The sequence below is a fragment of the Paenibacillus montaniterrae genome (assembly GCF_018403185.1).
GTDB classification, from domain to species: Bacteria; Bacillota; Bacilli; order Paenibacillales; family Paenibacillaceae; genus Pristimantibacillus; species Pristimantibacillus montaniterrae.
On the sequence record NZ_BOSE01000001.1, the window covers coordinates 555,726 to 580,698 of the forward strand.

At 45.4% G+C, this 24,973-nt stretch carries 26 protein-coding genes; 6 read left to right on the forward strand and 20 right to left on the reverse strand.

Annotated features, from left to right (window positions below; all coding sequences use genetic code 11):
* Positions 1-9 precede the first annotated feature (9 nt).
* The 4 genes from KJS52_RS02615 to KJS52_RS02630 all read right to left on the reverse strand — a co-directional run bounded on the left by KJS52_RS02615 (position 10) and on the right by KJS52_RS02630 (position 3,822).
* Positions 10-339, reverse strand: a complete 330-nt coding sequence (locus KJS52_RS02615; RefSeq protein WP_213513071.1) for a hypothetical protein — start codon at positions 337-339, stop codon at positions 10-12.
* Positions 340-616: 277 nt separating this feature from the next.
* Entirely contained in the window at positions 617-2,104 is a 1,488-nt protein-coding gene (locus KJS52_RS02620) for a glutamate synthase subunit beta (protein WP_213513072.1), read from the reverse strand.
* 213 nt (positions 2,105-2,317) lie between these two features.
* Complete coding sequence (locus KJS52_RS02625; protein ID WP_213513073.1) at positions 2,318-2,806, reverse strand: dihydrofolate reductase; 489 nt, start codon at positions 2,804-2,806, stop codon at positions 2,318-2,320.
* Positions 2,807-2,841: 35 nt separating this feature from the next.
* Positions 2,842-3,822 (reverse strand): thymidylate synthase, encoded by a 981-nt coding sequence (locus tag KJS52_RS02630; protein ID WP_373871327.1) that lies wholly within the window; start codon positions 3,820-3,822, stop codon positions 2,842-2,844.
* Between the two features lie 150 nt (positions 3,823-3,972).
* On the opposite strand from KJS52_RS02630, the gene thpR reads away from it, so the two are divergent.
* Positions 3,973-4,524, forward strand: a complete 552-nt coding sequence (thpR, locus tag KJS52_RS02635; RefSeq protein WP_213513074.1) for an RNA 2',3'-cyclic phosphodiesterase — start codon at positions 3,973-3,975, stop codon at positions 4,522-4,524.
* A gap of 484 nt (positions 4,525-5,008) precedes the next feature.
* Here the strand turns inward: thpR and KJS52_RS02640 are convergent, their stop codons facing one another.
* Complete coding sequence (locus KJS52_RS02640) at positions 5,009-5,344, reverse strand: YolD-like family protein (RefSeq protein ID WP_213513075.1); 336 nt, start codon at positions 5,342-5,344, stop codon at positions 5,009-5,011.
* A gap of 390 nt (positions 5,345-5,734) precedes the next feature.
* Here KJS52_RS02640 and KJS52_RS02645 point away from each other — a divergent pair, with 390 nt between their 5' ends.
* From KJS52_RS02645 to KJS52_RS02655, 3 genes are read left to right on the forward strand one after another with little or no spacing between them, the layout of a single operon-like run.
* Positions 5,735-5,938 carry a spore coat associated protein CotJA gene (locus KJS52_RS02645; protein WP_213513076.1) on the forward strand — a complete coding sequence of 68 codons (204 nt, stop codon included), beginning with the start codon at positions 5,735-5,737 and terminating at the stop codon, positions 5,936-5,938.
* Between the two features lie 15 nt (positions 5,939-5,953).
* The gene (locus tag KJS52_RS02650) at positions 5,954-6,217 is read left to right on the forward strand and encodes a spore coat protein CotJB (RefSeq protein WP_213513077.1); all 264 of its coding nucleotides are present in this window, start codon (positions 5,954-5,956) and stop codon (positions 6,215-6,217) included.
* 24 nt (positions 6,218-6,241) lie between these two features.
* Entirely contained in the window at positions 6,242-6,811 is a 570-nt protein-coding gene (locus tag KJS52_RS02655; RefSeq protein WP_213513078.1) for a manganese catalase family protein, read from the forward strand.
* Positions 6,812-6,896: 85 nt separating this feature from the next.
* Here KJS52_RS02655 and KJS52_RS02660 read toward each other — a convergent pair whose 3' ends face one another.
* The 5 genes from KJS52_RS02660 to pdhA all read right to left on the reverse strand — a co-directional run bounded on the left by KJS52_RS02660 (position 6,897) and on the right by pdhA (position 12,342).
* Positions 6,897-7,400, reverse strand: coding sequence for an acyl-CoA thioesterase (locus tag KJS52_RS02660; protein ID WP_213513079.1), 504 nt, complete (start codon positions 7,398-7,400; stop codon positions 6,897-6,899).
* Between the two features lie 97 nt (positions 7,401-7,497).
* Positions 7,498-8,916, reverse strand: a complete 1,419-nt coding sequence (gene lpdA / locus KJS52_RS02665) for a dihydrolipoyl dehydrogenase (protein WP_213513080.1) — start codon at positions 8,914-8,916, stop codon at positions 7,498-7,500.
* A 3-nt stretch (positions 8,917-8,919) separates the two neighbouring features.
* The gene (locus tag KJS52_RS02670) at positions 8,920-10,200 is read right to left on the reverse strand and encodes a dihydrolipoamide acetyltransferase family protein (protein WP_213513081.1); all 1,281 of its coding nucleotides are present in this window, start codon (positions 10,198-10,200) and stop codon (positions 8,920-8,922) included.
* Between the two features lie 77 nt (positions 10,201-10,277).
* On the reverse strand, positions 10,278-11,255 hold the full coding sequence (locus KJS52_RS02675; RefSeq protein WP_213513082.1) for an alpha-ketoacid dehydrogenase subunit beta: 978 nt from the start codon (positions 11,253-11,255) through the stop codon (positions 10,278-10,280).
* A gap of 19 nt (positions 11,256-11,274) precedes the next feature.
* Entirely contained in the window at positions 11,275-12,342 is a 1,068-nt protein-coding gene (gene pdhA / locus KJS52_RS02680; protein WP_213513083.1) for a pyruvate dehydrogenase (acetyl-transferring) E1 component subunit alpha, read from the reverse strand.
* 311 nt (positions 12,343-12,653) lie between these two features.
* Here pdhA and KJS52_RS02685 point away from each other — a divergent pair, with 311 nt between their 5' ends.
* Positions 12,654-13,391, forward strand: a complete 738-nt coding sequence (locus KJS52_RS02685) for an alpha/beta hydrolase (RefSeq protein ID WP_213513084.1) — start codon at positions 12,654-12,656, stop codon at positions 13,389-13,391.
* Between the two features lie 81 nt (positions 13,392-13,472).
* On the opposite strand, the gene KJS52_RS02690 is transcribed toward KJS52_RS02685, so the two are convergent.
* Entirely contained in the window at positions 13,473-13,907 is a 435-nt protein-coding gene (locus tag KJS52_RS02690; RefSeq protein ID WP_213513781.1) for a low molecular weight protein-tyrosine-phosphatase, read from the reverse strand.
* Positions 13,908-14,174: 267 nt separating this feature from the next.
* On the opposite strand from KJS52_RS02690, the gene KJS52_RS02695 reads away from it, so the two are divergent.
* The gene (locus KJS52_RS02695; protein WP_213513085.1) at positions 14,175-14,807 is read left to right on the forward strand and encodes a thiamine diphosphokinase; all 633 of its coding nucleotides are present in this window, start codon (positions 14,175-14,177) and stop codon (positions 14,805-14,807) included.
* A 5-nt stretch (positions 14,808-14,812) separates the two neighbouring features.
* On the opposite strand, the gene KJS52_RS02700 is transcribed toward KJS52_RS02695, so the two are convergent.
* The 9 genes from KJS52_RS02700 to KJS52_RS02740 form a co-directional block, all read right to left on the reverse strand.
* A complete protein-coding gene (locus KJS52_RS02700) occupies positions 14,813-15,397 on the reverse strand; it encodes a polysaccharide pyruvyl transferase family protein (protein WP_213513086.1) in 585 nt (194 codons plus the stop codon).
* Positions 15,398-15,463: 66 nt separating this feature from the next.
* Positions 15,464-16,495 (reverse strand): glycoside hydrolase family 88/105 protein, encoded by a 1,032-nt coding sequence (locus tag KJS52_RS02705; protein WP_213513087.1) that lies wholly within the window; start codon positions 16,493-16,495, stop codon positions 15,464-15,466.
* Between the two features lie 78 nt (positions 16,496-16,573).
* A complete protein-coding gene (locus KJS52_RS02710) occupies positions 16,574-18,217 on the reverse strand; it encodes an extracellular solute-binding protein (protein ID WP_213513088.1) in 1,644 nt (547 codons plus the stop codon).
* A gap of 46 nt (positions 18,218-18,263) precedes the next feature.
* Positions 18,264-19,163: a carbohydrate ABC transporter permease gene (locus tag KJS52_RS02715; protein WP_213513089.1), complete on the reverse strand. Its 900-nt coding sequence runs from the start codon at positions 19,161-19,163 to the stop codon at positions 18,264-18,266.
* Between the two features lie 15 nt (positions 19,164-19,178).
* Entirely contained in the window at positions 19,179-20,135 is a 957-nt protein-coding gene (locus KJS52_RS02720; protein ID WP_373871328.1) for an ABC transporter permease, read from the reverse strand.
* A gap of 23 nt (positions 20,136-20,158) precedes the next feature.
* A complete protein-coding gene (locus KJS52_RS02725) occupies positions 20,159-20,443 on the reverse strand; it encodes a hypothetical protein (RefSeq protein WP_213513090.1) in 285 nt (94 codons plus the stop codon).
* A 2-nt stretch (positions 20,444-20,445) separates the two neighbouring features.
* Positions 20,446-22,725 carry a helix-turn-helix domain-containing protein gene (locus KJS52_RS02730; RefSeq protein ID WP_213513091.1) on the reverse strand — a complete coding sequence of 760 codons (2,280 nt, stop codon included), beginning with the start codon at positions 22,723-22,725 and terminating at the stop codon, positions 20,446-20,448.
* A gap of 76 nt (positions 22,726-22,801) precedes the next feature.
* Positions 22,802-23,575 (reverse strand): MBL fold metallo-hydrolase, encoded by a 774-nt coding sequence (locus KJS52_RS02735; RefSeq protein WP_213513092.1) that lies wholly within the window; start codon positions 23,573-23,575, stop codon positions 22,802-22,804.
* Positions 23,576-23,630: 55 nt separating this feature from the next.
* Entirely contained in the window at positions 23,631-24,950 is a 1,320-nt protein-coding gene (locus tag KJS52_RS02740) for an ABC transporter substrate-binding protein (protein ID WP_213513093.1), read from the reverse strand.
* Between the last annotated feature and the right edge of the window lie 23 nt (positions 24,951-24,973).

Below are 24,973 nucleotides of genomic sequence, written 5' to 3' on the forward strand. Positions count from 1 at the left end.
GATTCGCGGCTATTCGCCCGAAAGCTCAGCTGCCAGTTTAATTTGACTTTGGACCGTTTCAGTCGTGATCCACGCCTTAACCTGCTCTTTCTCCGAAAAGGTGAGCTGATACTCACAATCGCAGCCAATATCCTGGGGCACCATTTGTGCAATAACACCTGAATGATTGCATATTACCAAAATAGAAAAATCAATCAAATCCGTCGGCAGCTCTGCGCTGTCCGGCGACAATTGCGGAACAAGATTAATATCGATCCATTGTTCGTTGCGCCGTTCTATCAGCGTCTTGAAGCTGGCAAATTTCAATTCCTCGATTCGATCTGAGCCATACTTAATCACAGTTATTCTCCTCAAACTTTTCATAGTATTCGCGCTAGTATTTCCAATACCTCTAGTTTACCATATTTGCTAATAGCTTAATAGAATTGCCTTTTACGAATCAATATTGCAGCGTTGAAAGCTAACAGGCAAGGTACAAAAACGTTGGATGTAGCATCTGCATCATGCAACGAAAAAGAGCATTGCCGCGTGGAAAATTCCTGCAGCAATGCTCTTGCCAAGTGTTACTATCGTTTTCTATTCGTCCAATAGCTGATGCGTCGCCAGCCAGCCGCGGTTAAGGCAGCATCGTGCTTCCCATCAAATATTTATCTACTTCACGTGCTACTTGACGCCCTTCATTAATCGCCCAAACTACAAGGCTTTGCCCTCTGCGAACATCACCAGCAGCGAACACTTTGTCAATATTCGTGCGATACTCGCCATAGCGCGCTTTAATGTTGGAGCGAGAATCTGTTGCCAGCTCCAGCTCTTCGATAATAGTCGCTTCCGGTCCTTCAAAGCCAATCGCAACCAATGCCAGATCTACAGGCCATACTTGCTCTGTGCCCTCGATCTCTTTGTAAATTTTGCGGCCTTGCTCATCGATATAGCGTTCGATTTTAACAGTGTGCAGCTCCTTCAAATTGCCGTTCTCATCGCCCACAAATTTTTTCGTAAGAATAGAGAACTGACGCGGATCCTCGCCAAAAACAGCTTTTGCTTCCTCATGCGCATAATCCAGCGTATATACATTAGGAAATTGCGGCCATGGATTGTTGTCCTGGTCACGCTTTTCAGGCGCTTTCGCTACAGTACCGAATTGTACAACCGATTTACAGCCGTGACGCAGTGCAGTCGCTACGCAGTCAGTGCCTGTATCGCCGCCGCCGATCACAACGACATTTTTATCTTTAGCGCTAATGTAAGTGCCATCCTCTAAGTTTGTATCCAAATAGCTTTTGATCGTGCTGTTCAAATAGTCCATTGCCGGATAAATCCCTTTCAGATCAGAGCCTTCAATGTTGACAGAACGAGCCTTCGTTGCTCCAAGCGCAAGCACAACTGCATCAAATTCCTTTAATAGATCAGCAGCAGCAATGTCTTTGCCGATTTCCGTATTCGTTACAAAGCTGATGCCTTCCTGTTTAAGCAAATTAACGCGGCGATCTACTACATGCTTTTCCAGCTTCATTGTAGGAATGCCGTAGGTTAGCAAGCCGCCAATGCGATCAGCGCGTTCATAGACTGTAACAGTATGTCCAGCTTTGTTCAGCTGTGCAGCTGCTGCCAAGCCTGCTGGTCCAGAACCAACGACAGCAACCTTTTTGCCAGTACGAGCTTTCGGAGGCTGCGGCACAACCCAGCCTTCAGCAAAGCCGCGCTCAATAATCGCTTCTTCAATTGTTTTAATCGTAACAGGATCACCGATCAAGCCGACTGTGCAAGAGCCTTCACATGGCGCAGGGCATACGCGACCTGTAAATTCAGGGAAGTTGTTCGTTTTGTGCAGACGCTCCAACGCATCCTTCCACTGTCCACGATAAACAAGATTGTTCCACTCAGGAATCAGATTGTTGACGGGACAGCCAGACACCGTATTTTCGAATTCCATTCCAGTGTGGCAATAAGGCGTACCACAGTCCATGCAGCGTGCACCTTGCGTTTGTAGTTGTTGATCAGACATATGCTTGTGAAATTCTCTCCAGTCGTTTACACGCTGAAGCGGATCACGATCTGCTGGCACTTCTCGTTGAAAGTCCATAAATCCAGTTGGCATAGACATGATAGCGTTCCTCCATTTACCGATTTTCTCAGCTCCGAGTGTTAAAATGAGCTGAAAACAGTCAAATTTATTCATCCTCAAAAGAGGCAGTGTATCCGTAGGTTATACACATATGCTATCATTTGAACTGGCATTTCAGTAATGGACTATCAGCACAATCATTTGCACTTTTTGTATGAATTTATAATCTATACACAAACGAGATAATTTGCACTATTTTACACGATCATATGTATGGATCGTAAAGCTGTATTTATTTTTTTCGTCTTTTTCCACTTTCTCAGAGCTAATTAACTGAAATTGATTCTCATCAAACTCAGGAAAAAACGCGTCCGCATTTGCAATATTTACATCAACCTCAGTAAGATAAAGACGATCCGCGATTGGCATAAATAGCTGATAAATTTCCCCACCGCCAGTAATCATCAGCTCGCCGTCACCATACTTTTGCAGTGCCTCCTCCACAGAGTGAACGATGTCGCAGCCCTCGATCTGCAGACCTGTCTGCCTTGTTAAAATGACATTGTGCCGATTAGGCAGCGGCTTGCCAAGCGACTCATACGTTTTACGTCCCATCAGCACCGTTTTGTTCAGCGTCGTACGCTTGAAATGAGCCAGCTCCTTTGGCAAATGCCACAGCATTTTGTTATCTGCGCCAATCGCACGCTCCCTGCTCATTGCAGCAATTAAAGATACCGTCATCTTTGCTCCCCGCCTTCTTTTGCATGCTTGTCCGATTAAACCGCAACTGGAGCTTTAATCGTCGGATGAGGATCATAGCCCTCTATTTTCAGATCATCAAGATCAAAGTCAAATACAGAAGTCTTGTCACTGTTTATAATTAGCTTCGGCAGAGCGCGAGGCGTTCTCGACAGCTGTGTTTCAATTTGCTCCAAATGGTTCAAATAAATATGAGCATCGCCCAACGTATGAACAAAATCGCCAACCTCAAGCCCGCATTCATGAGCAATCAAATGAGTCAGCAGCGCATAGCTTGCAATATTAAATGGAATACCGAGGAAAATATCAGCGCTGCGCTGATAAAGCTGACAGCTTAGCTTGCCATGTGAAACGTAAAACTGGAACAACGTATGGCATGGCGGCAGCGCCATAGTCGGAATATCCTCTGGATTCCAGGCAGAAACGATCATGCGGCGCGAATCCGGATTGTTTTTGATCATTGCAATTACGTCGGCCAGTTGGTCAATTACATCATTTTGCGTTGTGCGCCAGGCCCGCCACTGCTTACCGTACACATCACCCAACTCGCCGTATTTTGCAGCAAATGCATCGTCATTAAGCACTTGAGCCTTAAATAGCTCGAGCTGCTGCTCATAAAGCTTGGCAAATGCTTGATCCTGCTGTGAGCGCAAACCGAAGTTGGTCATATCTGGACCTGTATATTCACTGGATTCCACCCAGCGTTTAAAGGCCCATTCATTCCATATATTGTTATTATGCTGCAGCAAATATCTAATATTCGTATCGCCTTTAATAAACCAAAGCAGCTCGCTAGCGACGAGCTTAAATGGAACGCGCTTGGTCGTAAGAAGAGGAAAGCCGTCAGCCAGTGGAAATCGCATTTGATAACCGAACAATGATATCGTTCCTGTTCCAGTGCGATCCTCCTTCCGCTCCCCCTTGTCCAAAACATCGCGCAGCAGCTGCAAATAGGTTTGTTCACTTGTTTGCACCGTAGTCACTCCCAGTTTCTTCATTATATATGAATAGCATGACATGCATGCTATCGCTCACTTCGTGACATTATACCATACAACGATTAAGATTAGAATGATACATACCTGCCCTTTCGGGCAAACTATGGCGAATTAACGCAAGGCTTCAATTTTATATTCGGAGGTGTCAATATGTCACAAAAACAAGATACATTGCGGTTATTTATTGCCGTTCCGTTGCCTTCATCGGTTAAAGAAGCACTTCAGCAATGGGTTTCGAGCCATAAGCATCAGCTGTCATTTCGCAAATGGACACATCCGGAGGATTATCATATAACGCTGCAGTTTCTTGGCGACACGAGCCAGGAGCAATATGAGCAGCTATGCCAAGCCTTAGCTTCAGTAAAGCTTTCTCCCTTCCAATTGCAGCTGAATGAGCTTGGCAGCTTCGGCTCCAAGCAAGCGCCGCGCATACTATGGGCGGGATTGTCTGGCGACTTGCCTGCGTTGCAGCAATTGCAGCAGCAGGTTGTCGCAAACAGCGGCTTTCAAGCAGAGGAGCGCAGCTATCGTCCGCATATTACAATTGCCCGTTACTATGAAGGCAAGCAGCCTTTCCAGGCTGCAGCGCTTGCTGATGGATTGCCCCCGCTTGCATGGCAGGTAGATCAGTTTACGATTATGAGGACTGGGTTAGGGAATATACCCATGTACACCACTCTAAAATCATTTAAAGGTAGTTAAAAAGCTGGACTTTGATGACGAGGTGATGTCAAAGTGGCGTAGTCGACGGCGAATATAGCATTCATCGGGAGCCTGCGGTGCTCACGTACCAAAAACCGTACGCTGCGCTCCTCATTCCCTAGCTTCATGCTATCTTCTTGGTCCTGAAAGCCCAGCTTTTGAACCTTCATTGGAAGAGGAGATTTAAAAAGCTGGACTTTGATGACGAGGCGACTTCTCTGTAGCTTAGTCGCCTTCGAATATGTCACGCTACCGAAGGCTACGGTGCTCTCGTAGCAAGTGCCTACGCTGCGCTCCTCGCCTTCTAGTATCGTGCCATCTTCTTGGTCCTGAAAGCCCAATTTTTAAACTTCATTGAAAGAGGTAGTTAAAAAGCCAACTTTGATGACGAGGCGACTTCTCTGTAGCTTAGTCGCCTTCGAATATGTCACGCTGCCGAAGGCTTCGGTGCTCTCGTAGTAAGTGCCTACGCTGCGCTGAACTCCTAACATGGACCATCATCCTGTTCTATGGCTTCAATGTCCTCAACCAAGAACCAATCATCACCAACCTTAAACCGTCCGTATAATCGGCTGATTGCCTCTACAACACCTACTATGTACAAATCTTCGAGTGAGTCGTACATTTTAATGCAAAGTGGCACACGATTGAGCATCGACTGTTGCAACATATGATTTAATTGTTCCATCTCATATTCTGCAAGTTGTTTAGGTGGCATGCGGTTTAAATTCTCGTTACAAACGTTTATCACCTGGACGTGCTCGGGTAACGTCATTCGAGATAATTTCCAAACTCCGTTACCTTCTAACTTACCCGCCATAAAGTAGCATCTCCTTCTCACTAAATAAGAACATATGTTCTCTTAAATATATATTATGCTACTGGTTTTAAGCAAGCACTAATTTTCGTATGAGTTGGAAGACGCTTCTTTGCAGCGGATTTAAAAAGAATTAACCAAATTAACGTTCCTTTCATCTTTTCTCATGTTTTTGTCCCATTTGCTTTAAGCTTCCATTAAACCGACGCTTGTACCTCAGCTAATTTGCTCCCTTCCTTCTAGTAACGTGCCTCCCTCTTGGTCCTGAAAGTCCTGCTTTTTTTGAGATTCATGCTTTTTAAGCGGTGATTGCATTCCACTGTTAGGTTTTAAGCATAAGACAAGTTTCTTCTTACATATTGTTAACTAAACATAATAGGAAAGGAGATTTCTATGAATAACGATCAAGTCCGTTATTATGAACCGTTTCGCGGGCCGTTTGATCCATGTCCACCAATTGGGGTAAAAAGCTATGTTGTTCCTCCGAACCAATTTGTGACGTTTCAGCCTCCTAATTGGCCGCAATTTTCACCGTATGACGCACTGAGGTTAGGTACGCTGTGGCAGCCGCTTTATAGTCCGTACGGCAGCCGCTAAGGAAGGAGTGAAAGCATGAGCATACAGCTTGATGAAGCGTATTACACCCTGTTGCACGAGCTGCAAGCGATCGACTTTGTACTCGTTGAATTAACGCTGTACCTGGACACTCATCCACATGATGATGCAGCCCTGCAGCAATTCAATCAATTTGCCGAGCTTCGTAAAAAGGTCGCTCATCACTATGAGGCAAATTATGGACCGTTATTGCAATTTGGCCGCAGCCCTTCTCCTGGAAGCTGGAAATGGAGTGAACCGCCTTGGCCATGGCAGGTTTAATTAAATGATAACTGGAGGTTGGATATGTGGATTTATGAGAAAAAGCTGCAGTACCCCGTAAGGGTAAGCAAATGCGATCCAATGATGGCGAAGCTGTTGATCGAGCAATACGGCGGAGCAGACGGCGAGCTTGCGGCTGCACTTCGCTACTTGAATCAACGCTATACGATTCCAGACAAAGTTATCGGCTTGCTTACGGACATCGGTACTGAAGAATTTGCACATCTGGAAATGATCGCAACCATGGTTTACAAGCTGACGAAGGATGCGAAGCCTGAGCAGCTGGAAGCAGCAGGCCTGGGCCCTCATTTTGTCAATCATGATAGTGCTTTATTCTACAACAATGCAGCGGGTGTTCCTTGGACTGCCGCCTACATTCAAGCTAAAGGCGATCCAATCGCAGATCTCTATGAAGATATAGCAGCCGAGGAAAAGGCGCGCGCGACTTACCAATGGCTAATCGATTTGACTGACGATGTGGATTTGCAGGATAGCCTGAAATTTTTAAGAGAACGCGAGATTGTGCATTCTTTGCGTTTCCGCGAAGCGGTGGAAATCATTAAAGAGGATCGGGAAACACGTAAATACTTCTAATGTCCAGCTTCTATCCATTTATCATTTTCACTTGCTTGATTAAAGCTCCTATTGGAGCTTTTTTACTATCCGCCGTATCCACATCTTACTGCTGCGGCTCCGGCCCCTCCGCTTCCATTAACCGTTCCTGCTTGCGCTTTTTGCGCTGTGCATAGCGTTCAGGCGCATCGGCAAACAATTTTTTCTCAAATGCTGTAGCCGGCTCGATTTCTGCGATTGGTGTCGGTCTGCCATTTTCACCGAGTGCGACAAAGGTAAAAAAGGCTTGCGCATTGTTTTTCTTTTCTCCGCTAAGCAAGTTTTCACTCGTTACACTTACATAGATCTCCATCGAGCTGCGATGCGTCCACGATACAAATGCTTTCACCTCAATAACCTCTCCTACCATAATTGGTGTTAGAAAGTCGATGCTGTCCATCGAAGCGGTAACCGCTCTTGTGCGGGCATGCCGCATCGCTGCAATAGCGGCTGCTTTATCCATATATTCAATCAGCCGTCCGCCAAACATCGTATCATAATGATTCGTATCGGACGGAAAAATTAATTGTGTCATAAGCGTTAGTGAATCTTGCGGCTTCTTCTTATCCATGCTCCACTCTCCTCTATCAAAAAAGTTTCAGGCTGCATACGCATGCATATGCAACCTGAAACTAAAGAATGTATAAATCCGTTATGAAGCGAACTGCTTATTTTTTCGCAATAGCGTGAATTGGATGGCCTAACAGCATTTCTGCTGCATCAAGCACGATTTCGCCAAGCGTTGGGTGAGCATGAATCGTAAGCGCGATGTCTTCAACTGTCGCACCCATTTCAATTGCTAGTGCAAGCTCAGCGATCATGTTGGAAGCTTCAACACCGACGATTTGCGCACCTAGCAATAGACCAGTTTCTGCATCGCCGATCAGCTTCACGAAGCCTTCAGTTGCATTCAAGCTCATTGCACGACCGTTAACACCGTAGTTGAATTTGCCAACTTTAATGTTCAGACCTTTTGCTTTCGCTTCTGTTTCGCTAATACCTACGCTGCCGATTTCCGGATCGGAGAAGCAGACAGCAGGGATCGCTTTGTAGTCAACAGCAGAAGCTTCGCCTGCAATATGCTCAGCCGCAACGCGACCTTCGTACATTGCTTTATGCGCAAGCGCAAGACCAGGAACGATATCGCCGATTGCATAAATATGAGGAATGTTCGTACGGCCGAACTCATCAACCTCGATTAGACCGCGGTCAGTTACATTCACGCCGATTAGATCAAGACCTAGCTCGCCGTCTGTATTTGGACGACGTCCAACTGTAACAAGCAAGTAGTCAGCCGTTACAGATTCTTCTTTGTCGCCAACTGTATAGGTTACAGTAACGTCTTTATCGGTTTGCGTTGCAGCTTTCGCTTGAGCGCCAGTAATAATGTTTGCGCCTTTGGCTTTGAATTTCTTCGCAACAACAGCAGATACATCCTTATCAAAGCCAGGAAGAATTGAATCGGAGCCTTCGATTACCGTTACTTGCGTACCGTAGTTCGAATACATTTGGCTAAGCTCGATACCGATATAGCCGCCGCCAATTACTACAAGGCTTTTTGGAATTTCAGGCAAGGACAACGCTTCTGTAGAAGAAACGATGCGTCCGCCGTAAGGGAATGCTTTTAGCTCAATTGGACGAGAGCCAGTTGCGATGATACAGTTTTTGAAACGGTAACGAGGAGCCTCTTGATCGTTGAATACACGAGCTTCGTTTTCGTTAATAAACATAACCTCGCCGTTGAAATAATCCACTTTGTTTGCTTTAAGAAGCGCAGCTACACCGCCTGTCAATTTGGACACGATGCCGTTTTTAAATTCCTGCACCTTGTTCCAGTCAACATTTGGCTTGCTGATTTCAATACCGAATGTTTCAGCATGCAATGCATTCTCATATTGATGAGATGCGGAGATCAACGCTTTGGAAGGAATACATCCAACGTTAAGACATACACCACCAACATTTGCTTTATCTACACAAAGCACCTTTTGACCAAGCTGAGCCGCACGAATGGCTGCTACATAACCACCAGGACCAGCACCGATGACTAGTGTATCAATATCTAATGAAGCGTCACCTACTACCATGTCTTACACCTCCATAATGAATAGCTCAGGCTGTGCCAAAAGCTTTTTAATGTGGTTCATAAAGTTCTGTGCAGTTGCACCATCAATTAGACGATGGTCAAAGCTTAAGGAAAGCGCCATGACAGGAGCAGCTACAAGCTCACCATCACGTACAACAGCTTTTTCTGAAATGCGGCCTGTACCCAGAATCGCAACTTCAGGGAAGTTGATAACTGGAGTAAAGAACATACCGCCAGCAGAACCAATGTTGGAAATTGTAATGGTGCTGCCTTTTAGCTCGTTAGGAGCAAGCTTGCCGTCACGGCCGCGAACAGCCAGATCACGGATGTTGTCAGCGATCGTAAACAGGTTTTTGCGATCCGCATCTTCGATAACTGGAACGATCAAGCCGTTCTCTGTATCTGTTGCAATCCCGATGTTGTAGTATTTGCGGTATACGATTTCTTGATTTGCCTCATCAAGCGTAGAGTTCATAATCGGGAACTCGCGGCAAGCCGATACTAGCGCTTTAACGATAAATGGCAAATACGTAAGCTTGGAGCCTTTTTTCTCTGCATAAGGCTTATATTTCGCGCGAAGCGCTACTAGCTCAGTAACATCTACTTCGTCCATAATCGTTACATGAGGTGCAGTGTACACGGATTTGGACATTGCGTTTGCAATCACTTTGCGGATGCCTTTAAATGGTACGCGCTCTTCCGGACGATATGCGCCGCCTGTAGCAACCGGAGCTGCTGCTTTTTCTTCTTGAGCAGGAGCAGCGTCTTGAGCTGCTGGTGCTGCTGCTGGAGCAGCAGCTGGTGCGCCAGTAAAGCCTGCAACATCCTCGCGTGTAATACGGCCATTTTTGCCTGTGCCAGTTACTTGCTTCAGATCAACACCTTGCTCGCGTGCAAATTTGCGAACGCTTGGCGTAGCTAGCACAACTGCTGATTCTTCAGCTGGTGCTGCTGGAGCCGCAGCCGCCGGTGCTGCCGCTGCTGGAGCAGGAGCTTCTTCTTTCGCTTCCTCAGCAGGAGCGCCAAAGCCTTCAGGAATATCGCCTTCAGCCTCGATGATCGCTACAACCTCGCCGACCTTTTTCACGTCTCCGTCCTTCATAAGCACTTCGACAACTTTACCATTTACCGGACATGGAACTTCAACGATTGCTTTATCGTTTTGCACTTCCATGATGACATCATCGTCTGTTACAGCTTGCCCAGGTGTGATGAGTACTTTAACAATTTCGCCTTCGTGAAGACCTTCACCTAGCTCTGGAAATCGGTATTCGAATTTAGCCACCGATATTTACCTCCTTGTTGCGCAGCCTGCTCATTTGCAGACCGTCGCCTTATATCTATTTCAGTATGTCGTAACGATTAGAAATTTAATACATTGTTCACTGCAGCAATAATGCGCGCTGGCGTAGGAAGCCATTGATCCTCGATTTGTGCAAATGGATATACAGTATCAGGACCAGCAACACGAAGCACTGGAGCTTCCAAGTGCAAAATAGCATGCTCGTTAATTTGAGCGATGATTTCCGCAGCAGCACCAGAAGTTTTTTGTGCTTCTTGTACAACGATGCAGCGATTTGTTTTCTTGATCGATGCCACAATTGTATCGATATCAAGCGGAAGCAATGTGCGAAGGTCGATAATTTCAACGCTAACGCCTTGCTTTTCAAGCTCTTCAGCTGCTTTTTTAGCCGTATGAACCATCATGCCGTAGGCAACAATTGTAACATCCTTGCCTTCCTTGACAACATTTGCTTTGCCGATTTCAACTGTATATTCGCCTTCAGGAACTTCATCGCGGAACGCGCGGTACAGGTTAAGATGCTCCATAAAGAATACAGGATCGTTGTCGCGAATAGCAGAGATCAAAAGACCTTTAGCATCGTACGGATTGGATGGAATTACAACCTTGATACCAGGTGTTTGGATAGCCAAGCCCTCTAAAGAGTCAGTGTGCAGCTCAGCAGCCTTTACTCCACCGCCAAATGGCGTACGGAAAACGATTGGAGAGTTGTAGCGACCGCCAGAGCGATAACGCATACGAGCTGCTTGTACGAACATTTGGTCAAGCGCTTCGAAAATAAACCCTACGAACTGGATTTCAGCGATTGGGCGGAAGCCTTGAATCCCCATACCGACAGCCATACCAGCAATAGCTGATTCCGCTAGCGGAGTATCAAATACACGATCTTCACCAAATTCTTTTTGCAAACCTTCAGTTACACGGAATACACCGCCGACATGACCTACGTCTTCACCGAAGATGACGACATTAGGATCACGATTAAGTTCAACGCGCATCGCATCGCGAATTGCTTCTAACATATTCATTTGTGCCATTGTCGATTAATCCTCCCTATTACTCGAAATCAGCTTTTTGAGCTTGCAAGTGCTGCGGTGTAGTTTCGAACATCGAATCAATTAGTCCAGATACAGTCATTTTTTCTGTTTGCTCTGCCTTTTTGATATGCTCAGCAACAGCCGCTTTAGCTTCTTCTTTTACGCGAGCTGTATCTTCTTCAGTCCATAGACCTTTTTTCTCAAGGAATTTACCGAAGCGAGTAAGTGGATCAAGCAATGCTTTTTCTGCTTCTTCATCTTTAGTACGATATTTGGTTGTATCGTCTGCAAGGGAATGTGGACGATAACGGTACGTAATAAGCTCAAGCAATGTAGCGCCTTCTCCATCGTAGCCGCGTTTTGCCGCCTCTTGCACAGCCTTAATTACGGCAAGCACGTCCATACCGTCTACTTGCGCACCTTTGATACCTGCAGCAACCGCTTTATGCGCAATAGACAGCGCAGCAGTTTGCTTGGAGAAAGGTGTTGTAATCGCATAACCGTTGTTTTGTACAACAAAGATTGCAGGAAGCTTGTAAGCTCCAGCGAAGTTCAATGCTTCATAGAAATCGCCTTCGGAAGAACCGCCATCACCAGTAAATGTAATCGCAACGCGTTTTTCATTTTTCTTTTTGAACGCCATTGCAACGCCCATCGCGTGCAGCACTTGCGCACCGATGATGATTTGCGGCATAAGTACGTTTACGCCTTCTGGAATTTGACCGCCATGCTGATGGCCGCGGGAATACAAGAAAGCTTGGTAAAGCGGCAAGCCATGCCATACGATTTGCGGCATGTCACGGTAACCAGGACAGATAAAGTCCTCTTTATTCAATGCATATTCACTACCAATCATGGATGCTTCTTGACCAGAAACTGGTGCATAGAAGCCAAGACGACCTTGACGACCAAGGTTAATCGCACGCTCATCCCAAGTGCGTGTAAACACCATGCGGTACATAATTTCTTTCAATTGCTCGTCAGTAAGATCTGGCATATACTCTGGATGTGCTACATCACCATCTAGTGTCAGCACGGATAACGGTGTAACTGGCTCTGTTTGAACCTCATATGGCAATTTGCTCATTGAGAACGCTCACCTCATCTTATAATATTTGAAAATTGTGTGTCTCTGTTATAGAATTATTATACCGCTGTTCAATGTAAATGGTCAAAGCAAAAAAGTGAAAACTCTCTAATTTTAACGAATTCACACCATTTGATCAGCAAATTGTATATATAACAGCTACATAAATTCAGTATAACAGCATAATACAAAGCTGTTTTTTTCCACATAATAGTATTTGCAAAGCTGCAACTTGAATGAAAATGCAAATTCTATTTTTATTTTCCCTATTCCCATCCATTCCATACTACAGTTTAAAGGAGATTTTCATCATGACAGACGATCGCTTCTTAAAGCGCACAATCTTGAAAGATAGCATTGACAGCAGCTATTTAATTGAAGGCAAACGAAACCTGCGTATTTATTTACCGCCCGGCTATAACGAGGTATTAAGCTATCCCGTCATTTATTGCCAGGATGGCGAGGACTTTTTCAACTTTGGACGAATTGCTACTTCAGCACAGCAGCTTATTTTGGATGAAGGGATAGAGCCGTTCATTATTGTTGGTGTAGATGTAGATAAATCTGTCCGCACAGAGGAATACTCTCCGGACGGAACCAGACATCAGGCTTATGTAGATTTTTTTGCGCTTGAGCTGCTTCCTTATATTGAAGGCAAATATCCAGTCCGTCAAAATGCGGACGAGCGGGTGCTCGCCGGCGATTCGCTTGGCGGTACAGTATCATTGCATATTGCTTTGCAGCATCCGGAGCTGTTCACTCGCGTTATGAGCATGTCTGGCGCATTTTACGAGGCTTCGCAAGCCATCGTTGCTGCTACAGGCGATTTGGACTGGCTCACTATTTTTATGATTGTCGGCTTGCAGGAGGAAGCATTTGAAACCGATCGCGGCGTCTATAATTTTGTCCAGCTGAACCGCGACATGCATCGTTTGCTTCAGGAGCGCAACGCTACAATTCATTATGAGGAAAAAGACGGCAAGCACCAGTGGGGCTTCTGGCAAAAGGAAGTGCCGCAGGCGATCCGCTACTTTATCCCTCAGTTTTAAAGAGAACAGCATGCTTGGGAGTGCAGCAGTCTGCCAGCCGCGGGACTGCCGCACTCCTTTTATTCGTTTATAAATGCTTGTCTATGATGCAAGACTGCGCTTTATTTCAGCAAGCAAGGTACGACAGCCCTGCTCCACCAGCTGGTATACCTCTTCAAAGTTGCCCGTATAGTATGGATCAGGCACTTCCGTAACATGGGCGCCTGTTACAAGGCTCATAAACGTGATTACCTTGCCTTGCTGTCCTTCCTCTGCTGCCTGCTTGAAAACACGCTGCACATCTTTAAAATTTTGATTGTCCATGCACACAATATAAGTAAAATCGTAAAGATCCTCTGCTCTGACTTGTCTTGCCTTCATGCCTGCATAGGAAATTACTTTCTCATCCAGCAGCTTGCGCGTACCTTCATGCGGCGGCTTGCCAATATGCCAGTCCCCTGTACCAGCCGAATCAACCTCAATTAAATGGGACAGTCCCTCCTGCTCCACAAAGTGGCGCATGACCGCTTCCGCCATCGGCGAACGGCAAATATTGCCCAAGCACACAAACAAAACCTTCTGCTTCAATGTACACCCTCATTTCAATTGGTATCAGTATTACTATAGCGAATCCCGCTACTCCAAACAACCTTTTAGAGAGGAAGTTTAAACCACCGGACTTTGATGACGAGGTAACTTCTTTGTAGCTTAGTCGACGGCATTTTAGGGAGTTGTTTATTGGACTGCTACTTGTTACGATAATATGAGATCATAGAGGTTACGTTAAAGAAAGGACAGTAGAGGATGATTGTTACGATTTGCAGTGGTGGCAGCGTTGGTCAATGGGCCGTTCCCTATTTTGAGCAAGCTGATTATTTGATTGGAGCCGATCAGGGGGCTCATTTTTTAGTGGAGCAAGGCTTTACACCGCATTTGGCGCTGGGGGATTTTGACTCTGTAAGCAGCGAGCAGTATGAACGCATTGAAAAAATGAGCAGCACCTTTCTCGGGTTTGATGCAATCGACAAGGATTATACCGACACGCAGCTCGCTGTTATGCACGCGCTGGAGCTTAAGCCAGAGCGCATTATCATTGTCGGGGCGCTGGGCAGCCGTTTTGATCATTCGCTCGCTAATATTCAGCTGCTGGAGCTGGCGCTGGAGAGAAAGATTGCAATGATGATCATCGACGAGCATAATGTGCTGCAGCTAATGGAGCAGCAGCTGCAGATTACACGCAACGGGTATCGCTATGTTTCATTGCTCCCCCACACTGAAAAGGTGACCGGCATTACGCTGCACGGCTTTAAATATCCGCTGACCGATGCCACCTTAACAAGAGGGCTGTCGATAGGCATTAGCAATGAGCTGCTGGAGGAGCAGGGAACAATCGTAATTGGCAGCGGCAAGCTGCTAGTGATTCAGGCGAACGACTAACGAATTTAAGATTCCAAAGCATCTTTTAGAAATGGATCATAAACATAGCAAGAAGATAAGTCAAACGCATCGAGCAGAGCTATCAGTCGTGAATCCATTGATTTGGGATCTTGTGGATTATTAGATACCGGGAAAACCAAAAATGGAACCATATATAAGATGGCAAAAACAGCCCCATGAAAAGCGCTAGTAATAAAATACTTTGCGTGTTTTATGTACCCTACAAATTCCTTCGGACCAACCGTAGCTGCTCCAGCAGTTGCAAGAGAGATTATTTCGTGTCCGTACTTTTGCGACAGGGCTTCAGCATATTTCTGAAGCCCTGTATCTCCTAAATCATAAGTAAGTATATACGCTTTTTCTGGTGGAGCAGCAGCAATATCATCCCATTCGGATGTATCAAGAAACATTACAGAATCCAATACATGAGTAACCTCTCCATTTTTCATCGTTGACACAAAAGAGATTGCACTTTTTTCACGAACAGAAACAAAGTCTAAGGCATTAACATGTGAAGCAAGGATATTTTTTCGAGCGAGCTCTATCAGCAATAACCCACGGCAAAGCGTAATAATTCCAACCTTTTTCATTATAATCTCCATTCCTTGTTCGCCAAAATTATCTTATGTTAGCTCATTCAAGCGCTTCGCTTTCTACTATGATTTCAGCCGCTCCGCAAGCGCCGATAAAAATGCAAGAGCCAAGCCTTGGCCCCAGCCTTGCGCCCACTTTTTAGGAATGTCGAGGTATCCTTGTATATCATTCATAACCGCTGTCCCTGCCGACACATTGAGCACTCTTCCATTGTCTGCAAAGTTGCTGCGTATGCCTTCATACGCTTTTTGCACATATTTGCCATGCAATGGATTGCCTTGCATCACCATAGCAGCTGCAATGCCTGAAGAAGCTGAAACCTCTCCATAAGATTCAGCATAATCCAGCACCGTCCCCCATAAGCCATCTTCCCGCTGCAACCTTTTTAATGAAGCGAGCTGATCGCGCAGCGAGCAATCTATATGCATAAATGGCGGGTATAGATACGGCTGCGGCAGCACCCAGCCAACTCTGGACATCGTATAAGCAGCCCATGCATTGGCGCGCGCCCAGTAAATGCCTGACATATGATCCCGATTGATATGATTGTAACCATGATACCATAAGCCTGTGTTCTCATCCTGCAAATAATTAATATGCCAGTAGTATTGATGCAAAGCATCTTCAATTAACGCTTTATCGTCCAGCATTACGCCTACGCGAAGCTGGAAATAAGCCGCCATAAACAACGTATCTGCCCAGCACTGCTCAGGAAAGTCATTATTAGCCGAAACAGTATGCTGAAGCACTCGATCGCCGAAGCGCAACGCTTCATTTTTCAAGTAAGCGATTTTGCTCATGATGAGATCGAGATATTTCTGTTCATTCGTTTGCTTGTAAAGCGTCACTAGCATGTGCCCCATCGCGCATGTATTGACCGTCCAGATCGGCAGCCCCGCTTCCATGTATTCATCACACCAGGCAGCCATTCTGTCCAAATAATTTTGTTCGCCCGTTACCTCAAAGGCGCGACTGACTCCGTAATAAGCTACGCCGCATGGCCAATCCCATGTTAAATCCATGTTCAAGGTATAGTCCACAACACAATCAATGACATTGTTCAATTCAGCCTTGTCGATTTTCAAATTCAGCATGCTTGACCTCCATGAACCAAAGCCCTGGCATAAGCAAGGGCTTTGGCAAGTGTAGTATTCACAGCTTCGTTATCTATATTATCTGTAATTTCCTTTGTCAATGATCTCTTGCTTCTCATCAAGAATGTCCTGATAGCCTGCATCGAGATAGGTTTGCTTAGCTTGCTCATACACCGCATCGAATTGATCTTCAGGCGCTGTCGCTACTTTAATGTATAGCTCCTGGAACAGCTCATTCAAATCAGCTTTGTACTCGCTTACTGTTTCTACTACTTCCGTGAACAATGCATCTGGTGTACGGTAAGGAGCTGCTTCTTCATAGTACTTCAGATGCTGCTCAACAAGATGCTCATAGCCTGGAGGTGCCCAGTTGCGAATTTGCGCCTTTTTGTTTACTTCCGGATCATCGTAGACTACGCTTTCAATAACGAGCGCCCAGTAATCTTTATTGTTGTTGGCCGAAAGTACCGATTCGCCTTGGAAATCCGGATTGCGTACTGGAATGCCGTCCTCATCAATCGTATAGTTTTCGCCTTCCACACCATTTTGCAGGAAGAACAGGTTCTCTGGCTGACTCATCCACTCAAGGAACATCCATACTGCGATGCGCTCCAGCTCAGGTGTTTCATAGTTAATGCCCATAATAAAGCCAAATGGCCAGTAAGCGCGCTGCTGCGGCACAAGTCCTTCAGGAATACCAGCAGTTGGCGGCAAAATTGCAAAATCTGCATCTGGATTGTTCGTAAGTGTAGCGGAAATGACATCCGAATTGCTTGTCAAATAACTGCCGTAAGTGCCTGTTCTGCCAGCAACAAATTCAGATTTGATTTTGTTGTCATCATCTCTCAAGTAGAATTCTTTATCAATAAGTCCATTGTTGTATTGATAGTTAAGATTGCGCAGCCAGCGCTCAGTTGCTACAGTTGTAAAGTCTGCGATTGACAGATCGGAATATAGCGCGCGCTCCTTCTCGTCAATTGGCCAGTCGCGGAAGCCATAGCTGTACGTAAAGTTGTTGCGCGTCAGGCTGCCTCCTGCTACACCAAGGCCCGCTTCCTTCCATTTCACTAGCATTTCATTATATTTCTCTAGCGATGTTAGATCCTCAACCTTCATGCCAACCTGCTCCACCCAGTCTTTGCGGATCAGCGTTGTAAAGTTGTCAGCATCTGGTCTTGCTGCAAAGAAGAAGATTTTTTCATCGTTAATTGTGCCATATTGCTCAATTGTAGAGCTCATATTCGCCCAATAGGTTGGCGCGTATTTGGCAATTTCATCCCAGTCGATCGGCTGCAATACGCCTTCACCGTAATAGGCGATTTGCTGCGGCATATCATAGTGGAAAATAATATCTGGTGCTTTATGCGCTGCCAGCAGCTGCTGGAAGTCCTGTACTTCATTGCTGCGGGAAATCGGCACATATTTAACCGTTACATTGTATTTATCGCCAAACTCCTTTTGAATCCAGCGCGTATAGTAGTTGTCCGATACATTCCAGCCTTCAAATGCGCGCTCGTAAACTGGAATTTCAATCGTTACATTTTCCGGGAAGCCTTGTGAGTAATCTACCTCGCTATTTCCTTCTTCATTATTTGTTGCGGTAGGCTGAGAAGTTGGATTATTGTTCGTTGCGCCACCATTGTTATTCTTGCTGCAGGCTGCGAGCAAGCTTAAAACCATGACCAAAGCTAACAAAACCATTGCGCTTTTTTTCATTCTCATTATAAATTGCCTCCTTTTTAATGGTTAGCTGTTACATATTTATCCTTTACTCCTTGACAGCACCGAGCATAACACCGTTTACAAAATACTTTTGAATAAACGGATATACGATAATGATAGGTACGGTAGCAAAAATAACGCATGCTGCCTTCAATACATCCGGGTTGGTGACTTGCACCTGAGTAGCCTCCAGCTGGAAGCTCTCGCTTGCTTGAACGACCATGTAATACAGCTTCAATTGCAACGGTCGCAAATCAACGTTTTGCTTGATATAAAATAGTGCGTCCTGATAAGCAATCCAGCGACCAACCGCATAAAACAGAGAAAGCGTTGCGATAATAGGTTTGGAAAGCGGCAGTACAATGTTTAATAGCACTCTGAAATGACCCGCGCCATCTATTCGCGCAGATTCCTCCAGGCTTACAGGAATATTGCTGTAGATTGCACTTCTCATAATGAGAAAGTTGAACGCACTAAAGGCCTGAGGCAGGATGAGCGCCCACCACGTATCCAGCATGCCCAGCTCATTGATCAGCATATATTCTGGAATGATGCCGCCGCTAAAATAAAGCGTCATCAGAAATACAAACGTAAGAACTTTACGCCCTTTAAGCTGCTTGCGAGACAACGGATAAGCTGCGCATATCGTTATGATCATGCCTAGTATTGTAAAAGCTATAGTGACGACTACAGATACATATAGCGAGCGAAGAATCGATGAATCTGCAAAGACTTTACTATAGGCTTCCAAGGTAAATCCCATCGGCCAAAGCGTGACCTTGTTCGCAATCACGTAAGCATCCGAGCTTAGCGACTTGGCCAGCACGTGAACTAATGGCAGCAAGCATGCTAATGATGCCATAATGACGGCAATATTGATCAGAACATCCCAAGTATCGAATCGCTTTTTTGGCTTTGCCGTAATCAGGTTGTAAGATGCTTTCATCTGGTTTCTTCCTTTCTACAGTAATCCGTCTTCACCAAGTTTTTTAGCAATACGGTCAGCGATAATGACCAGCATCAATCCAATTAATGCTTGAAACAGCCCTAACGCGGTAGCACGACTAAAGTTGCCGCCTTCAATCCCCCAGCGATAGACAAGCACCTCAATTGTCGTGGTGTACTCTGTTGTTGCCTTATTGGCAAGCGCGTAAATCCGCTCAAACGAACCGCCCATTACTCTGCCAAGGTTCATAATCAATAGCGTTACGATCGTAACCCGAATGCCTGGTAACGTAACGTTCCACATTTTCCGCAAGCGCCCTGCACCGTCCACAGTTGCTGCTTCATACAGCTCCGGATTAATAGAGCTAATAGAAGCCAAGTAAATAATCGTGCCCCAGCCCATGCTCTGCCATACTCCAATAAGCAAATAGCTGATCAGCCAATGATTATCCTCTTGCAGGAACGGTATTCGCGAGCCCCCTAATGATTCGATAATGTTATTAATCACGCCATTGCCCAGGCTGAGCAGCTGGTAAGCAATTGCGGCAATGATGACCCACGATAAGAAATGCGGCAAGTACAATAAGGTTTGATTAATTCTTTTCAATTTTACGCTTTTAATTTCATTAAGCAGCAACGATAAAATAATCGGTGCCGTAAAGCTTAACAGCAGGTCTAACGTATTAAGTAATAATGAATTTCGCAGAGCTCTCAGAAAATCTCGCTTTTCAAAGATATCGAGAAATACTTGAAAGCCTACCCAGTCACTGTCCCAGAAGCCTTTTGCTATTTTGTAGTCCTTAAAGGCTACTATCGTACCGAACATAGGTGTAATCTTGAATAGTAGTACAAAGAAGATTGGTATTAACAGCATGAGGTACAATTGTTTGTCTCTGTTTAGATAGTAAAAAAATCCGTGCTTGTTTAACGTTTCTGTGTCCGTGCGATTCTTTAAAGCGTTTGCAATTTTCACATTTACACCTTCCCTCCTTCGACTTACATCCCCTCTTCAATTTTCAAAGCATCCTGATGATTGAACGGAGAAGCTGATTCACATATTACCGACAGTTCGTTCATCCGTAAATTGTCGATTTTGATAGCATATATCATTTTTGATAATGCCCTGAAACCCTTGATATTACTGGGTTTTCCCGTATCTTTCGGCTCTGCGTCAGCATTGCGCCGGCAAATGCATCGACTATGTGAATCAGCTCCCTCAACCTTGCGGATATAGGTCGAAATAAGGAAAAGCTGTAGATCAAAAATTAAAGCTTCTATCAAAATTAACCATTTAATTTTGAGTATTTATAGCTGCTTGGCGTGACACCCTCGTACTTGCGGAAGAAACGATTGAAGCTTTGAATGTTGTTATAGCCAACCTCTGTTGCTATTTGCGCTACATTTAGCGTGGAACGAATGAGCAGCTGCTTCGCTGCCTGGATCCGCTTATGATTGATATAATCAATCAAGCTTTTGCCTGTTCCTTCGTACACTAGCTTGCGCATATAGGAATAGCTGATGCCGATTTCCTTGGCCATATCCTCAAACACGATGTCGTCGCTATAATGCTCATCCAAATAAGCGATAATTTTCTCCAAATAGTTAACCTCAGAGCAGCTTGTTTTCACGTATTTGCTTATTTCATAGTAAAAATGCTTCAAATACACAGTCAGCTCTTCCAGCGTGTCCATCGAGGCAATGACCGAATATATATTGCCCTTGTCGGCAAAGATGGCAGACGTGTTAATATTTTTCTCATTCAAATGCTTGATCGTAACGCCAATTAATTGATTGTAAATAAATAATATATTGTCATAGGAAATCGAGGTGGAAGCTTCGAGCTGCTGCCTTACCGTATCCAGCTCGGCAGTAATGCTGTCTACATCGCCTGTATCTATAAAGTTCACAATACGACGCTCGCTATTGATCGGATAAATGTACTTTTGGCTGCTTTGCGCCTCGTCCTGCCCATAAATGATGCGGCCATTGCCTTCAAGCATGCGATGCTTGATTAGCTCCATCGCCTCAAGCAGCTTGTCAGGTATTGTATTCGTTGATTCAGTTGCGCTGCTGACGCCAATCGTCACAGTATGGCCAAACAGCTCCATCGCCTGTTCCTGTATATAGGCAAGCTGCTCCGCCAGTCTCGCATGAATATCCTTCTCGTTATCATTGAAATTAAGCACTAATGCAATTCTGCCTTCGCCGTAGTAGACGCTTTTAATACGAAGCTGCTGAGCAAGCTTATCCTCGTAGCTTGATATAAACGCATAACGGTGATAGGAACGAGCCTCCGGACTAGTTTTGCCTACATATCTGCTATAATGGTCAATCGAAATCATCGCGACGACAAAAAATTGTTCAGGGAACATCTCCTGCAGCAATTCCTTTTTATTGCGATTGATGGCATCGCCGCGCAGCAAATGATGGACAACGAGGCTGCATGCATCCTGCTCATGCTCCATAATCAGCTTGTTCAGCTTATCCTCCTCATCCTGCATTCTGCGGAATGCCGTCCCGAGAAAATCAAGCTCATTTTTGCCGGAAACCGCCAAATTGCTGCGTGCTCGTATGCTGCCTACCAATTCTCTGAGTGGTTTCGATACCCAGGTCGCAATCCATACGGTAAGCAGCGTGCCTACCAAGATGATCGCAACCGTAACAACAATCATGCCCTGCTGCACTGAGCTTGTTTGCGACATAAGCGTATCCATCGAGTATTGGTTGACGTAAAGCCAGTTGAAGCCCTCTGATTTGTTCCATGTATAAAGCAATCGCTCTCCATCCGATTCATAAAAGCTGTAGCCCTGCCGCTTACCTTGCTGCAGCAGCTCCGCTATAAAGGGCAGCTCTGCCGCATTCGTCGACAGCAGCGCTTTATTCTCATGCGAAATGAGCCGCTCATTTTCCAGATCGATCAGCATATAGCTTGACTCGTGATTGCCCGAGACATTCATATAATTTGCGATTTGTGCTTCCTTCAAATTTACCACGAGAATGCCTTTTGTTGAGGTGGATAAGCGGTTTAACGGCAGCACATAAGAAAGCACCATTTCGCCAGATTCCATTTTGCGCGGCTGCCAAACACCAGCAATGCCATCCTTTTTGGCAAGCGCCTGCTCGATCCAAGCGATTGATTCATAGCGATCAAGCGGCGTAATCCCTTCATCAGAAGCGATAATATAATCAGCCTCACTTAAATAAAAATAAGCCGAATATACGCCATCATTGCTTCGAGTCAGGCGCTGCAGCTCTTTAAACAATGTTAATGCATGCTCTACGCGGCTATAATCCGAATTAAGCTGCTCATATGATTTATAATGCCTGATCCCATCGAACAAGTTGGAGGAAGCAAAGCGAACCGAATCCTGCATAATGTAATTTAAAGCGTTTTCATTTAAACGCTGATTGGCCTCCAGACCAGCAAGCGACGACTCGGCAATCGCCTTTTCGGAATAGCCTAATATTTGAGTGCCGCTATACATCGTCATGACAATCGTTGGAATAAACATGACGCAAAACAAAATTAACGCGAGCTGCAGCATCATCGGAAGCCGTTTCATCGCACATCACCTTTCCTTTGATCAACATTATGAACGTATGTCGCAACTCAGATGTCAAAGTGGCCAATCAGTCAAACTATAGCTCGAGCACCTTGCCTGTATACGCATAGTGAATATGCTCAGGCAATGCCTCATGCTTTCTTGTATCGATATCGTGTGACATATGCGTAATCCACAGCTGCTTTGGCTGCCATTTGCTATGCAGCTCAATCAGCTCTGTCACATCGTATAATGAGCGAGTTTCAAATGCGTACGGCTCTTTGAAAAAGCTGGCGCCCATAATCAGCAAATCAGTATTGTACAGCAAACGCTGCTCCTCCTCTGACAGCGCGATGCTGTCGGGACAATACACGAAGCTTGTCGCGCGCTGCTTATGCTCGAAGCGAAATGCATAGGAATAGCCATTGCGGCCATGATTAACTCGCCAAATTCGCAGCCTCCAGTCCTCAAATTCGATCCCGTCATCAATCGCTATAAATAGAATGCGGCCAGACAGCCATGGGAATCTGATCTTGATTTCCTCGATGACTTCCGCTGCTGCATACAGCCTAGGCTCTGCGTTAATATAGCGGCATTGATCATACCATTGCGGCAAGCCGCCGATATGATCAAAATGGGCATGCGTGATCAGCATATGCGATACAATGCGCTGATCGGCCATTTCCATTTGCGGGTACCAATCCGGGCCACAATCTACCCAAATCGTTGTATGCTGCTTGAAAAACAGCTGAATGGAAGGGCGATAGCGACGGTTCACTCCTGTCGCTCGCGCCTCCTGGCAAACCTCACATTCACAATATAGTCGCGGCACACCATGTGCATCGCTTGTTCCTCGAAAAACAATGTTCATATTCAATGCTCCTTAAGTTTTACGCTTCTGCATAAATCTATATTTAATAGCCCTATCATGCTTGCTTGTTTTTCTCCAATATTTTGCTCGCTTCAGCCCGGAAAAGCTGCGCTGCCTCTTCAACCGTAATCTGCTTGTATTCCATCTTCTCCCACAGCTGTCTCAAGCTTTCGATTATTTCCAAAGATCCGACCGGGTCGACAGGATCTCCAGGCGAGCTGTTTTGTTCGGTCCAGGACACATAATCGAACACCTGCTGCTGGGCCTCGGACAGAAACGGCTTAATTGCCTCTTGAACCTCTGATGAAACCGGTACGCCGCGTTCTCCAAGAATTAGCTTGTTGGCTTCAATATCATTGATCCAGAAATTAATAAACTTGGCGGCTTCCGACTTCACCTTGGAGGTCTCTGCTATCGAAAAAAACATACTGGATTTCAAATAAAGCCCTTGCTCCATATTAGGTCCCAGCATTGGCGCAATAGCCATTGGACGGTCGATAGCTTGCTGCACGGCCAAATATTGATTGGACCACTGCCAGATGCCGATTTGCTTTGATTTGGACAAATAATTGTCGCCAAAGCCTTTAATTTGTGTCTTGGCGTCAGCAGTCGGTGCCGCTTTGCTATGCACCAATCGAATTAAGCGCCCGAAAAAATCAACAAACAAGGCATCGTCACTATAGCCAAGTCCAGTGCCGTCAGCATTATACAGTGTTTCACCCTTCGTTCGCAAATAGTAGGCAAAAAAGATTTCGTTGCGCATCCCGTCGTCGATATAGATGCCAGCTGCTTGCGCCTTGGCTGCCAGCTGCTCGTAATCATCCCATGTCCAATGCTCAGGAATGCGCTCAATGCCTGCCTTTATCAGCATCTCGGGATCGTACTGAAAGCCTAGCGAGTTAATGCCTAGCGTCATTCCATAATTTCCATCCTTATATATTCCTGCACGAATTACGTTTTCGCTAATATTGGAAATATCGATTTCATTGCCCAAAAAAGGAGTCAAGTCCGCAAACAGCTGCTTGCCGGCATATTGCGCATAATAGCTTGTATCGATTTGAATAATATCCGGCAGCTCGGCGGCGGCGGCTTGCGGCGCCATTCTTTTCCAATAGTCATCATAGTTCGCGTTATATTCCATTTCAATCGTCACATGATCATTTTGCTGCTCATACAGCTCAACAACCTTTTTCGTATAATCGTGGCGTGCGTCTCCTCCCCACCAGGCAACGCGAATCGTTACGGGCTTCTTGCTGGCTTCACGAGAGCCGGAATTGTTGCTCAGCATGGATTGAAACATATTTCCTTGGCAAGCGGAGAGCAATATTAACATAACTAGAAAAGCTAAAGCGAGCTTTAATTGCGGGAACTTCATCGTATATTCTCCCTTCGATTCTC